This window comes from Kitasatospora sp. P5_F3 (genome assembly GCF_054049135.1).
The window spans coordinates 1-12,977 of sequence record NZ_JBFUMY010000031.1 but is presented as its reverse complement, the minus strand read 5'-3'; the positions used below and the strand labels follow the sequence as shown (position 1 = coordinate 12,977).

General features: G+C 72.1%; 12 protein-coding genes. 10 read left to right on the top strand and 2 right to left on the bottom strand.

Features of this window, described 5'->3' with window-relative positions; genetic code table 11:
* Positions 1 to 52: 52 nt before the first annotated feature.
* The 3 genes from ACXJMZ_RS19110 (at position 53) to ACXJMZ_RS19100 (ending at position 4,368) form a co-directional block, all read left to right on the top strand.
* On the top strand, positions 53 to 2,521 hold the full coding sequence (locus ACXJMZ_RS19110; RefSeq protein WP_457031258.1) for an FHA domain-containing protein: 2,469 nt from the start codon (positions 53 to 55) through the stop codon (positions 2,519 to 2,521).
* A gap of 61 nt (positions 2,522 to 2,582) precedes the next feature.
* Positions 2,583 to 3,728, top strand: a complete 1,146-nt coding sequence (locus ACXJMZ_RS19105) for a GAF domain-containing sensor histidine kinase (RefSeq protein ID WP_457031257.1) — start codon at positions 2,583 to 2,585, stop codon at positions 3,726 to 3,728.
* Positions 3,721 to 4,368: a response regulator gene (locus tag ACXJMZ_RS19100; protein ID WP_057240081.1), complete on the top strand. Its 648-nt coding sequence runs from the start codon at positions 3,721 to 3,723 to the stop codon at positions 4,366 to 4,368. The genes ACXJMZ_RS19105 and ACXJMZ_RS19100 overlap by 8 nt, the downstream gene beginning before the upstream one ends.
* On the opposite strand, the gene ACXJMZ_RS19095 is transcribed toward ACXJMZ_RS19100, so the two are convergent.
* The gene (locus ACXJMZ_RS19095; protein WP_457031256.1) at positions 4,365 to 5,165 is read right to left on the bottom strand and encodes a hypothetical protein; all 801 of its coding nucleotides are present in this window, start codon (positions 5,163 to 5,165) and stop codon (positions 4,365 to 4,367) included. The genes ACXJMZ_RS19100 and ACXJMZ_RS19095 overlap by 4 nt on opposite strands.
* 208 nt (positions 5,166 to 5,373) lie before the next feature.
* On the opposite strand from ACXJMZ_RS19095, the gene ACXJMZ_RS19090 reads away from it, so the two are divergent.
* The 6 genes from ACXJMZ_RS19090 to ACXJMZ_RS19065 all read left to right on the top strand — a co-directional run bounded on the left by ACXJMZ_RS19090 (position 5,374) and on the right by ACXJMZ_RS19065 (position 10,806).
* Complete coding sequence (locus tag ACXJMZ_RS19090) at positions 5,374 to 6,165, top strand: ABC transporter ATP-binding protein (RefSeq protein ID WP_457031255.1); 792 nt, start codon at positions 5,374 to 5,376, stop codon at positions 6,163 to 6,165.
* Positions 6,166 to 6,280: 115 nt separating this feature from the next.
* Complete coding sequence (locus ACXJMZ_RS19085) at positions 6,281 to 6,712, top strand: NfeD family protein (RefSeq protein ID WP_057240074.1); 432 nt, start codon at positions 6,281 to 6,283, stop codon at positions 6,710 to 6,712.
* A 10-nt stretch (positions 6,713 to 6,722) separates the two neighbouring features.
* On the top strand, positions 6,723 to 7,736 hold the full coding sequence (locus tag ACXJMZ_RS19080) for an SPFH domain-containing protein (RefSeq protein ID WP_057240072.1): 1,014 nt from the start codon (positions 6,723 to 6,725) through the stop codon (positions 7,734 to 7,736).
* A 167-nt stretch (positions 7,737 to 7,903) separates the two neighbouring features.
* Positions 7,904 to 8,662, top strand: a complete 759-nt coding sequence (locus ACXJMZ_RS19075; protein WP_457031254.1) for a sulfite exporter TauE/SafE family protein — start codon at positions 7,904 to 7,906, stop codon at positions 8,660 to 8,662.
* Positions 8,663 to 8,696: 34 nt separating this feature from the next.
* Positions 8,697 to 8,993 carry a 4a-hydroxytetrahydrobiopterin dehydratase gene (locus tag ACXJMZ_RS19070; protein ID WP_457031253.1) on the top strand — a complete coding sequence of 99 codons (297 nt, stop codon included), beginning with the start codon at positions 8,697 to 8,699 and terminating at the stop codon, positions 8,991 to 8,993.
* Positions 8,994 to 9,093: 100 nt separating this feature from the next.
* Entirely contained in the window at positions 9,094 to 10,806 is a 1,713-nt protein-coding gene (locus tag ACXJMZ_RS19065; RefSeq protein ID WP_457031252.1) for an outer membrane protein assembly factor BamB family protein, read from the top strand.
* A gap of 70 nt (positions 10,807 to 10,876) precedes the next feature.
* On the opposite strand, the gene ACXJMZ_RS19060 is transcribed toward ACXJMZ_RS19065, so the two are convergent.
* Positions 10,877 to 11,392 (bottom strand): HNH endonuclease, encoded by a 516-nt coding sequence (locus tag ACXJMZ_RS19060; RefSeq protein WP_184913067.1) that lies wholly within the window; start codon positions 11,390 to 11,392, stop codon positions 10,877 to 10,879.
* A 248-nt stretch (positions 11,393 to 11,640) separates the two neighbouring features.
* Between ACXJMZ_RS19060 and tyrS the strand changes: the two genes are divergently transcribed.
* Positions 11,641 to 12,906 (top strand): tyrosine--tRNA ligase, encoded by a 1,266-nt coding sequence (gene tyrS, locus ACXJMZ_RS19055; protein ID WP_457031439.1) that lies wholly within the window; start codon positions 11,641 to 11,643, stop codon positions 12,904 to 12,906.
* The last annotated feature ends 71 nt before the right edge of the window (positions 12,907 to 12,977 follow it).

The following is a 12,977-nucleotide window of genomic DNA, read 5'->3' as shown; positions in this document are numbered from 1 at the left end:
CTGGAAGGATGGCGGGCCGTCAGTTGTCAGTACCAGCAGGGGCAGGCGGAGAGTGCCGCAACTCGTAGTGGAGATCGACGGGCAGCAGCTGGCCCTGGACCCGGACCGTAGCTACCTGATCGGCCGCGACCCGGCGGCGGACCTCCGGTCCGAGGACGCCCGGGTCTCCTGGCGGCATGCCACCCTGGCCCATCGGGACGGGGGCTGGCTGCTCACCGACCAGGACAGCACCAACGGCACCTTCGCCCAGGGCGTGCGGGCCCGGCAGGTGCCGCTGCACCCCGGTACCGAGATCCGGCTCGGCAGCGTCGCCAGTGGCCCCCGGCTGACCGTCCGGGCCCCGGTGGCCGCGCCGGTGCCGACCACGCCGGTGCTGCCGCCGGTGCCCTGGCACGCCGCGATCACCGGGCGCAGCACCCCCAGCCCGTTCCCGGCCGCCGCCTTTCCGCCGCCCGCCCCGGCCGCGCCGCCCGCCCAGCCCGCCGGGTTTCCGCCCGCCGCCTTCCCGGCGCAGCGCGACCGCTCCGCGCCCACCGTGATCCGTGCCCTCGCGCCGAGCACCCGGACCATCCGGATCGGCCGGGCGCTGGACAACGACGTGGTGCTGGCCGACCTGCAGATCTCCCGGCACCACGCCGAGCTGCGCCAACTCCCGGACGGCCGTTGGGAGATCGTCGACCTGGGCAGCCACAACGGGATCTTCCTGAACGGCCAGCCGGTACAGCGCGCCCTGGTCGGCGAGCAGGACCGGCTGACCGTCGGCCGGTCCTCCTTCGCGCTGATCGGCGGTCAGCTCCAGGAGTACGTGGACGACGGCGCGGTCACCTTCTCGGCCCGGCACCTGAGCGTCCAGGTCCCGCACCGGGGCGGCCACCGGACCCTGCTCCGGGACGTCGGCTTCACCGTCCCGGAGAAGTCGCTGGTGGCCGTGGTCGGCCCGTCCGGCTCCGGCAAGTCCACCCTGCTGCGCGCACTGACCGGCTACCGCCCGGCCGACCAGGGCCAGGTGCTGTACGACGGTCGCGACCTCTACCGCCAGTTCGCCGAGCTGCGGTCCCGGATCGGCCTGGTGCCGCAGTCCGAGATCCTGCACCACGAGCTGACGGTCCGTACGGCGCTGCGCTACGCCGCCGAGCTGCGCTTCCCCGGCGACACCGAGGCGGTCGAGCGCGAGCGCCGGATCGACGAGGTGCTGTACGAGCTGCGGCTGGACCAGCGCGCCGACAGTCGGATCAGCACCCTCTCCGGCGGCCAGCAGAAGCGGGTCTCGGTCGCCCTCGAACTGCTCACCAAGCCCTCGCTGATCTTCCTGGACGAGCCCACCTCGGGCCTGGACCCGGGCATGGACCGCGAGGTGATGCAGACCCTGCGCAAGCTCGCCGACGACGGCCGCACCGTCCTGGTGGTGACCCACTCGGTAGCCGAACTGGCGCTCTGCGACCGGCTGCTGGTGCTCGCCCCGGGCGGCTCGGTGGCCTACTTCGGGCCGCCGGACGAGGCGCTGTACTTCTTCGGCTACCAGAGCTGGGCCGACGTCTTCCAGGCCTTCGAGAACCACCCCGACCACGACTGGGCCGGCCGCTACCGCAGCTCCCCGCACCACCTGGAGTACTCCGCCGACTCGGCCGCCACCCCGCTGCCGGTCCTGCCGGTCGACCGGCCGAGGACCGAGCCCCCCAAGCCGCAGCGCTGGCGCTCCCAGCTGTGGACCCTGGTCCGCCGCTACCTCGCGGTGATCGGCGCCGACCGGGGCTTCCTGGCCCTCTCGCTGCTGCTGCCGCTGGTGCTCGGCGGGGTGAGCGCGCTGATCCCGGACAGCTGCGGGCTGGTGGACTGCGCCGGGCCGGCCCAGAATGCCGGGGCCCGGATGATCCTGCTGGTGCTCGCGGTCGGCGCCTGCCTGGCCGGGGCGGCCAACTCGGTCCGCGAGCTGATCAAGGAACGGCCGATCTACGAACGGGAACGGGCCACCGGCCTGTCCCGCTCCGCGTACCTGATGTCCAAGGTGACCGTGCTCGGCGCGGTCAGCGTGCTGCAGGGCGGGCTGATCTCCGCCGTCGGCTTCGGCCTGCGCGAACTCCCCGAGCGCGGTCTGCTGATCACCGGCGCCCCGGCGGTCGAGATGGCCGTCGGCCTGACCCTGCTCGGCTTCGTCTCGATGATGTTCGGCCTGGTGATCTCGGCCCTGGTCCGGACGGCGGAGAAGACCATGCCGCTGCTGGTGATGTTCACCATCGTCCAGCTGGTCTTCACCGGCGCGGTCTTCCAGGTCTACGACGAGCCGGGGCTGGAACAGTTCGCCTGGCTGATGCCGGCCCGCTGGGGCGTCGCCGCCGCAGGAAACACCCTCGACCTGGCCGGGATCTCCCCGGTGGCAACGGGCACCGACCCGCTGTGGACCCACTCGGTCGGGACACTGATCCTCAACTGGCTTGTCCTGCTGGCCTTTGCGGGGCTGCTCGGCCTGCTGGTCAACCGGCTGCAGCGCCGCCACGAACCCGAGGTGATGCAGCGCGGCTAGTCCTCAGGTCCTAGACCCGGCGCCTCATGCCCGGCCAGGGGCCCGCGGGTAGCGTGGGAGCATGCCAGCCGAACCGTCCCCCTGCGACCCCTCCCTGAGCGGGATCGAGGCCGTCAGCAGCGCCGTTCTGGCGATGAGCCGCCACCTCGAGGTCCGCGAGGTGCTGCGCCGGATCACCGCCGAGGCCCGGGCTCTGCTCGGCGCCCAGTACGCCGCCCTCGGGGTGCCGGACGACCACGGCGGCTTCGCCCAGTTCGTGGTGGACGGCGTCACCGACGAGCAGTGGAAGGCGATCGGCCCGCTGCCCCGCCAGCACGGCGTCCTGGCCGCGATGCTGCACCAGCTCACCCCGACCCGGCTGGACGACGTCCGCCGCGCCCCCGACTTCGAGGGCTGGCCGGACGCGCACCCCGACATGAGCGACTTCCTCGGGATGCCGATCGTGGACGGCACCGAGATCCTCGGCGCCGTCTTCCTCGCCAACAAGGCGGGCGGGTTCACCGCCCACGACGAGGAACTGCTGCGGATCCTCGCCGCGCACGCCGCGATAGCGCTCGGCAACGCCCGGCTGTACGAGCGCAGCCGCGAGCTCACGCTGGCCGGGGAGCGGGCCCGGATCGCCCACGACCTGCACGACGCGGTCGCCCAGAAGCTGTTCTCGCTCCGCCTCACCGCCAAGGCCGCCGCCACCCTGGTCGACCGCGACCCGGCCCGGGCCCGGGCCGAACTCGCCGAGGTGGCCCGCCTCGCGGCCGAGGCCGCCGACGAACTGCGCACCGTGGTGATCGAGCTGCGGCCCGCCGCCCTGGACGAGGACGGCCTGGTGGCCACCCTGGCCTCGCAGGCCCAGGTGCTCGACCGCGCCCACACGGCGGAGGTCCGGTTCAGCTCGGACGGCGTCCGGACGCTGCCGCCCGGGCAGGAGGCCGCGGTGCTGAGGATCGCTCAGGAGGCCCTGCACAACGCCCTGCGGCACTCCGGCGCGAAGCTCGTCGAGGTCACCCTGACCGGTACGGCCGGGCGGGGCGCCCGGCTGCGGGTGCGCGACGACGGACGCGGCTTCGACCCGGAGACCGTCCGCCGGGAGGGCCGGCACCTCGGGCTGGTCTCCATGCGGGACCGCGCGGCCGCGGTCGGCGGGACGCTGTCCCTGGAATCGGCCCCCGGCCAGGGGACCGCCATCGAACTGGAGGTCCCCGGTGCCTGACACCACGTCACCGATCCGCGTCCTGCTGGTGGACGACCACCAGGTGGTGCGGCGAGGGCTGCGCACCTTCCTGGAGGTCCAGGACGACATCGAGGTGGTCGGCGAGGCCGCGGACGGTGCCGAGGGCGTGGAGAAGGCGGAGGCGCTCGGGCCCGACGTGGTGCTGATGGACCTGAAGATGCCGGGGGTGGACGGGATCGAGGCGCTCAAGCTGCTCAAGGAGCGGGGGAGTGCGGCCCGGGTGCTGATCGTCACCAGCTTCACCGAACACCGGACCATGGTCCCCGCGCTCCGGGCCGGCGCCGCCGGGTACGTCTACAAGGACGTGGACCCGGAGGCGCTGGCCGGGGCGATCCGCTCGGTGCACGCGGGCCACGTCCTGCTCCAGCCGGAGCTGGCCGCCGCACTGCTCTCCGACGACACCCCACGCGCCCCGAAGGGACGGGGCGGGACGCTGACGGAGCGCGAGCGCGAGGTGCTCTCGCACATCGCGGACGGGCGCTCCAACCGGGAGATCGCGCGGGCGCTGCACCTGTCCGAAAAGACCGTCAAGACCCATGTGTCCAACGTCCTGATGAAACTCGACCTGGCCGACCGCACCCAGGCCGCCCTCTGGGCCGTACGGAACAACCAGGCTTAGCCCCTGGGCTCGTCCACCAGGGCGTTGTAGGCCGCCGCCGTGGCCCGTCGGGCGGTGCGGCCGAGGGGGGCGAGGATCTCGCGGCGGGCGGCCATCTCGGAGGCGCTGACCGCTGCGCCGTGGCCGCCGAGGGCGATCGAGAGCAGGGCCGTGATCTGCCGGGCGGACTCCAGGACCCGTACGGCGCGCGGGGGGTAGCCGGGGGCGAGCAGTTCGGTGTGGCCGCGGCGGCGCCATTCGGTGAGGGCGCGGACGGCTTCGGGGCCGGCCCCGGCGACGTCCAGCCTGCTGAGCAGCAGGGTGGTCTCCCGCAGGCCCTCCGCGAGTTCGCGCTCCGCCTCGTGCAGTGACGGGACGTCAGCGGGCGGGCCCTCGTTGACGGTCGAGCAGTGCCAGAGCACCCGGACGCCCTGGTCGCCCTCGGGCCCGTACACCTCCACCTCGGGGACGAAGCCGATCGGGAGGCCGACCGCGAGCACCGCCTCACCGGCGGTAAGTGCGGCCGCGTTGAAGGGGGCGGGGCCGGTCAGGCCGAGCGGGTGGCCGGGGGCGGGCCGGGCCAGCCGGAGGCCGGTGGCGCCGAGTGCGCGGAGCCGGCCCAGGGCCCAGGCCGGGCTGTGCAGTTCGCCGTCGGCATCGCCGGGCAGGCCGGTGAACCGGTGGCTCTCGTCGGCGCCGACCAGGGCCTCGGCGGCGTGGTCGGGAGAGGTGAAACCGCCGAGCAGCGCGTTGCCCCACGCGGTCAGCCGCCCGGAGCGCGGCTCTTCGTACGGATTGTCAGTGGTTGAAGCTGGCATCCGGCCAGCCTACGGAAAGTACGGCCATCCGCGTGGCGTAGGTTTGGCCTGTGCTGTGAGCGGCGCACCCCCTCCGAGCCTTACCCGGCCCCCGGGGTAGGCTGCCCGCCCGCAGCCGACTGTCGACACGAGTGGACCGCACCCCGAGGACCCGCGCGCGCAAGGGCCCTCGGGCGGCCGAATTTTCTGCATTGGGGAAGGCGTAGGCATGAGCGACGTGCTGGAGCTGGTGGACGTTTCCGTGGTCCGGGAGGGGCGCGCGCTGGTCGATCAGGTCTCCTGGTCGATCTCCGAGGGCGAGCGCTGGGTGATCCTGGGCCCGAACGGCGCCGGTAAGACGACCCTGCTCCAGGTCGCCTCCACCTATCTCTTCCCGAGCACCGGCGCGGCCGCCGTACTGGGCGAGAAGCTCGGCGCGGTCGACGTCTTCGAGCTCCGCCAGCGGATCGGCCTGGCCAGCGCCTCGCTGCTGGACAAGCTGCCGAGCGAGCAGACCGTGCTGCAGACGGTGCTGACCGCCGCGTACGGCATGACCGCCACCTGGAACGAGCGGTACGAGACCACCGACGAGTCCCGCGCGCTGGCCCTGCTGGACCGGCTCGGCATGGCGGACTTCGTGGCCCGCAAGTTCGGCACGCTGTCCGAGGGCGAGCGCAAGCGCACCATGATCGCCCGCGCCCTGATGACCGACCCCGAGCTGCTGCTGCTGGACGAGCCGGCCGCCGGTCTCGACCTCGGCGGCCGGGAGGACCTGGTCCGCCGGCTCGGTGCGCTGGCCCAGGACGAGTTCGCCCCGGCGATGGCGATGGTGACCCACCACGTCGAGGAGATCGCGCCCGGCTTCACCCACGTACTGATGATCCGTCAGGGCAAGGTGCTCACCGCGGGCCCGATCGACACCGAGCTGACGGCGCGCAACCTGTCGCTCTGTTTCGGCCTCCCGCTGACCCTGGAGCGGCACGGCGACCGCTGGTCCGCGCAGGGTCTGCCGCTCGGCTGAGCCCACTACTGAACAGCCCGGAACAGGACTGAACTGGGGCCGGTCGTACGTACGGCCGGTTTCCGCCCGTCCACCTGCGGGAACTTTCCGCCGGGAGAGACCTCACCTCCCTAGGATGGACTTCGTGGACAGCTGGATTTGGTGGCTCCTGGCCGCCGTCGGTCTTGGTATACCGCTGGTACTCACGGCGATGCCGGAGTTCGCCATGTTCGCGGTCGGGGCCGGCGCGGCCGCCGGTGCCGCCGCACTCGGCGTGGGGGTGGTGGGGCAGTTCCTGATCTTCGTCGGGGTGTCGGTCGCCCTGCTGGTCTTCGTCCGCCCGATCGCGTACCGGCAGCTCAAGCAGGGGCCCGGCCTGCGGACCGGGATCGACGCGCTGACCGGCGCCACCGCCATCGTGCAGGAGCAGGTCGACGGGCAGGGAGGGCGGATCAAGCTGAACGGCGAGATCTGGTCGGCCCGGGCGCTCAACCCCGGCAGTGTCTACGAGCCGGGTCAGCAGGTCGACGTCGTCGAAATCCAGGGCGCCACCGCCCTGGTCGTCTAGGGGAGAACGCGTGGAACCCGTCCTTATCGTGCTGGTCGTCCTGGTCGTGGTGGCCTTCATCGCACTGATCAAGACGATCCAGGTGATCCCGCAGGCCAGTGCGGCCATCGTGGAACGTTTCGGCCGCTACACCCGGACGCTGAACGCAGGACTGAACATCGTGGTCCCGTTCATCGACCGGGTCCGCAACCGGATCGACCTGCGTGAGCAGGTCGTCCCGTTCCCGCCGCAGCCGGTGATCACCCAGGACAACCTGGTGGTCAACATCGACACGGTGATCTACTACCAGGTCACCGACGCCCGGGCCGCCACCTACGAGGTGGCCAGCTACATCCAGGCGATCGAGCAGCTCACCGTCACCACCCTGCGCAACATCATCGGCTCGATGGACCTGGAGTCCACCCTGACGTCCCGTGAGGTGATCAACGCGGGGCTGCGCGGCGTCCTCGACGAGGCCACCGGCAAGTGGGGCATCCGGGTCAACCGGGTCGAGCTCAAGGCGATCGAGCCGCCGACCTCCATCCAGGACTCGATGGAGAAGCAGATGCGCGCCGACCGCGACAAGCGCGCCGCCATCCTCACCGCCGAAGGCGCCCGGCAGGCCGCCATCCTGCGGGCCGAGGGTGACAAGCAGGCAGCAGTGCTGACCGCCGAGGGTGAGGCGCAGGCCGCGGTGCTCCGCGCCGACGGTGAGGCCGCCGCGATCCGGACGGTCTTCGAGGCGATCCACGAGGGCGACGCCGACCAGAAGCTGCTCGCCTACCAGTACCTGCAGACCCTGCCCGAGCTGGCCAAGGGCGACTCCAACAAGCTCTGGATCATCCCGAGCGAGATCGGCGACGCGCTCAAGGGCATCGGCGGCGCGTTCGGCAACATGGCCGGCGGCGGCGCCCCCGGCGCCCCGGCGAGCTCCCCGATCCAGGTCGACCGCCCGGCCGGACCGCGCCCGGTCGACACCGACAAGGGCACCGCCCGCCCCCGGGTGGAGCCCAACCGCGAGTACCCCAAGCTCGACCCCGAGTAGACCTCGGCAGCAGACGGGCCCGCTCCATTCAGGGGGCGGGCCCGTTCGCATACCCTCTGGCCCCGGGCCGCCCTGTTGATGCATGATCGGCGGCGACAACTGCTCGGCCCCGTCCTGACGCGAGCCCCCGTGCCGTGTACCGGACCGGGCCAGAAACTGGGGTACTCATGACGCTCTGGGAGGGGCTCGCCGTCCTGCTCGCCGGGGTCGGCGCCGGGACCATCAACACCGTGGTCGGATCCGGCACCCTGATCACCTTTCCGGTGCTGCTCGCCTTCGGCGTGCCACCGGTGACCGCCAACGTCTCCAACACCATCGGCCTGGTGCCGGGCACGCTCAGCGGCGCGATCGGCTACCGCCGCGAACTCACCGGCCAGCGCGGCCGGTTGCTCCGGCTGGGCACCGCCTCGCTGCTCGGCGGACTGCTCGGCGCGTACCTGCTGGTCAAGCTGCCGAGCGCGGCCTTCGACACCGTCGTGCCGGTGCTGATCCTGCTCGCCCTGGTGCTGGTGGTGATCCAGCCCCGGGTGGCCCGGGCGATGGCCGCCCGGAAGCGGGACGGTTCGACCGCCGAGGTCGGCCCGCTGCTGCTCGGCGGGGTCTTCCTGACCGGCATCTACGGCGGCTACTTCGGCGCCGCCCAAGGCGTCCTGCTGGTGGCCCTGATGGGCATGCTGCTGCAGGACTCCATGCAGCGGATCAACGGTGCCAAGAACGTCCTCGCGCTGATCGTCAACGCGGTGGCGGCGGTGTTCTTCCTCTTCACCTCGGAGATCGACTGGACCGCCGTGCTGCTGATCGCGGTCGGCTCCACCCTCGGCGGCCAGCTCGGCGCCAAGGTCGGCCGCCGCCTCCCGCCGCCCGCGCTGCGCGGGGTGATCGTCACGGTCGGCCTGGTCGCGGTGACCCGAATGCTGCTCGGCTGAGCGCCCTGCGTGCGCCCGCTCGTACGCTGGGCCCATGAGCGAGCGAACGCGACTGACCGACGATCAGATCACGGCCGGCCTGGCCGCCCTCCCGGACTGGACCCGGGAGGGCGAGGCCATCGTCCGGACCGCCGAGACCGCCAGCTTCCCGACCGCGATCGCGGTGGTGGGGGTGGTGGCGGAGGCGGCCGAGGAACTCGACCACCACCCCGACATCGACATCCGCTGGCGCACCCTGCGGTTCGTCCTCTCCACCCACAGCGCGGGCGGGCTGACCGGTCTCGACCTCACTATGGCCGCCAGGATCGATCAGACGCTGCGCACCGCCTGATCCTCCGTGAGATGCCCGATTGCTCCGGATCCGGACGGGATGGTCCGACCGGCGTGAGATGCTGACCGTCGGCAGCAAGCAGTCGGACGGACGGAACGGTATGGCTCAGGACCACTCCGGCACGGCCGGGCAGGAGCCGGTCGGCTACGACTACCAGCAGGGCTGGTACCCGACCCAGGAGCAGCAGCCCTACGGGTACCAGGAGCAGCAACAACAGCAGTGGCAGTCCGAGATGCCACAGCAGCGCGAGCCCGAGCAGTACTACCAGCAGGCCGAGCCCGGGTACGAGCAGCAGCTGTACGCGCCGCCCGCCTACCAGCAGCCGCAGGTGTACGAGCAGCAGCCGTCCTTCGAGCCGCCGTCCTTCGAGCCCGCGCCGGTCGAACCGGTGCCCGTGGTCGAGCCGGTCGCTGAGGCCGAGCCCGCCGCCGTCGCCGAACGGGTCCGCAAGGTGTCACCCGCCGACCGGGTGAAGGACCTCGCCGCGTCGGTGATCTCCGGGGAGCACGCGCCGAGCCGGCGCGCCCTGCTGATCCGCTCCGGCGCCGGCGTCGCCGCGCTGGCCGTGCTGATCACGGCCGGAGTGATGGTGACCGCCGACGAATCCGACAGCGGTGCGGCCGGCGGCCCGGCCGAGATCCCGAAGACCTTCACCGTCGCGCACGCCCAGGCCTGGGCCGCCCAGCCCGCCACCGCGCCGGCCACCGGGGCCGACGACACCCTGGTCGGCAGCTGGCTGCTGGGTGACGCCGTGGTCCGCGCCGACAGCACCGGCGTGCACGCCTACGCGCTCGCCGACGGCAAGCCCACCTGGACGCTCGCCCCGCCCGCCGAAGGCGCCGTCCCGTGCGGACTCTCACCCACCGTCAGTTCGGCGGGCCTGGGCGCCGCACTGTTCCGGGTCTCGGCCGACCCGAAGAGCGCCTGCACCCTGGTCTCCGCCGTCGACACCAAGACCGGTAAGGCCAACTGGACCAAGCCGCTCTCCGACGCCAAGGACACCTACGGTGCCCATGTCGCGGTGCTGAACGACAAGGTGGTCGCGGTCGGCGACGACAAGGCCGTCGCCTGGGCCGCCGCCGACGGCAAGGACCTCTGGACGTACGGCGGCCAGGGCAAGTTCTGCACGCTGAGCGGCGGCGCGAGCGGCAACACCGTACTGCTGCACAGCACCTGCGCCGACAGCACGCCCGCCGACCAGGCGGTCGCGCTGAACGCGGAGGACGGCAAGCTGCACTGGTGGCGCGGGCTGAACAACCAGCCGAAGACCGTCACCGTGCTCTCCGCCGAGCCCGCCGTGGTGCTCACCACGGGGGCGCAGCCCGCCGACGACCGGATCTTCGCCTGGGGCGCCACCGGCGACCCGGCCGCCGAGATCCCGGTCACCGCCGAAGGCGGCCGGCTCGGCGTCACCCGGGGCAGCTTCGACGCCGTCCCGACGGTCTACTTCCAGGACCAGACCCTGCTGACCACCCGGGCCGGAGCCGACGGCCGCTCGTCCGCCGTCGCCTACGACCTGACGACCGGTAAGCCGCGCTGGCAGACCCCGGTCGCCGAGAAGGGCAAGACCGTCCCGGTCGGCGTGGAGAACGGCGCCCTGCTGCTGGCCGGCGACGAGCGCCTCGACCAGCCCGCCCACCTCAGCCGCTACGCCGTCACCGACGGCCGGGCGACCGCGGGCGGCGGCTACCCCCAGGGCACCGGCTCGCTGCTGACCGCCGGGCGGGTGCTCACCGGCGGCGGCAAGGTCGTCGTACTGCCCGAGCACTCGGCCAACTTCGGCGTGGCGGGCGCCTTCCAGGCCAAGAGCTGACGGTACGTAGGAAATCTGGTGGGCCGACCTGTCCCCCGACCGGGTCGGCCCACCAGCTCGTGGGCGGCGGTTACGCCACCGCCGCAGCCGGCAGCCAGGCCGCCAGCTCGTTCATCTCACTGCGGTGCAGCCCGAGGGCCAGCATCAGCGTCGCCTCCGGCGTAGGTTCGAACGGCTTCCGCAGCAGTCGCATTCCGGCCTGCTCCGGCGTCCGGTCGGCCTTGCGCTGGTTGTCCTCCGCGCAGGCCGCGACGGTGTTCAGCCAGGAGTCGGCACCACCGCGCGACTTCGGGTGGAGGTGGTCCACCGTGGTGGCCCGTCGCCCGCAGTACGCACACAGGTGCTGGTCCCGGACCAGTACACCGCGCCGCGACCACGGGGCCCGTTGTCGGAACGGCACCCGCACGTAGCGCTGGAGTCTGATCACCCGGGGCACCGGTACCGAGATACCGGTCGCTCGCACCACACCGAGCGGATGGGCCTGCTCGACCACGGCCTTGTCCTGGAGTACCAGAACGACGGCGCGCTTCAGGGACACCGTTGTCAGGGGTTCATAGCTCGCGTTCAGAACCAGCGTGTTGCGCACCTCGGCCACCTCCCTGCGGACCGTGCCGACGGCACGCCCGTCCAGTACCTGTCCGCCGCTCGGCGGGACTCCACTGTGACCCGCGCCGGAGCTGCGAACAACGGAATTTCCGTACGCCGGGCGGGGACCGCGAAAACCCGCTGGCCGCGACCGCGTAGGCTCTAGCACGCTGGAGTCGTCCAGGTGCGGGGCCCGACGGAACGGGCCCGAGCGCGGAGCTGGCGCCCGACCGAAGGAGAAGCGTGACCGTGACGGACATCGTCGACGAGCTGCGGTGGCGAGGGCTGATCGCCCTGTCCACCGACGAGGACGCACTGCGCAAGGCGTTCGCGGACGGCCCGGTCACGTTCTATTGCGGCTTCGACCCGACGGCGCCCAGCCTGCACCTCGGCAACCTGGTCCAGATCCTCACCATGCGCCGGATCCAGCAGGCCGGAAACCTCCCGCTCGGCCTGGTCGGCGGCGCCACCGGCCTGATCGGTGACCCCAAGCCCACCGCCGAACGCGTGCTCAACGACCCCGAGACGGTGGCCGCCTGGGTCGACCGCCTGCGTGGCCAGATCTCCAAGTTCCTCGACTTCGAGGGCGAGTACGCGGCTCGCATGGTCAACAACCTGGACTGGACGTCGGGGATGTCGGCGATCAGCCTGCTGCGCGACGTGGGCAAGTACTTCCGGGTCAACAACATGATCGCCAAGGAGGCGGTCGCCCGGCGGCTGAACTCCGACGCCGGTATCTCGTACACCGAGTTCAGCTACCAGATCCTGCAGGGGATGGACTACCTGGAGCTGTTCCGCCGCTACGGCTGCACCCTGCAGACCGGCGGCAGCGACCAGTGGGGCAACCTCACGGCGGGCGGCGACCTGATCCGCAAGGCCGAGGGCAAGTCGGTCCACTCGCTCGCCACCCCGCTGATCGTCAAGGCGGACGGCACCAAGTTCGGCAAGACCGAGTCCGGCACCATCTGGCTGGACCCGGAGCTGACCACCCCGTACGCCTTCTACCAGTTCTGGCTGAACGCGGACGACCGGGACGTCTCGAACTTCCTGCGCATCTTCTCCTTCCGCTCGCGGGAGGAGATCGAGGAGCTGGAGCGCGAGACCGCCGAGCGCCCGCAGGCCCGGCTCGGCCAGCGCGCACTGGCCGAGGAGCTCACCACCCTGGTGCACGGCGCCGACCAGTACGAGCGCGCGGTCGCAGCGTCGAAGGCCCTCTTCGGCCAGGGCGACCTGGCCGACCTGGAACCGGCCACCCTGGCCGCCGCCCTGGCCGAGGTGCCGAAGGCGACGGTCACCGAGCTGCTCCCCGTGGTCGACCTGCTGGTCGAGGCCGGCCTCGCCCCCAGCCGCTCCGGCGCCCGCCGCACCATCAAGGAGGGCGGCGCCTACCTGAACAACGCGAAGGTCGCCGACGAGGAGGTCGTACCGGCCAACTCGGACCTGCTGCACGGCCGTTGGCTCGTGCTGCGACGCGGAAAGCGCAACCTGGCCGCGATCGAGCTGGTCTCGAACTAGTGTCAGTTGGCTGAAACCGTACGCCAGTTGAGCTGCGGAGAAGTCAATGTGGGGCCGGATCTGGACAGATC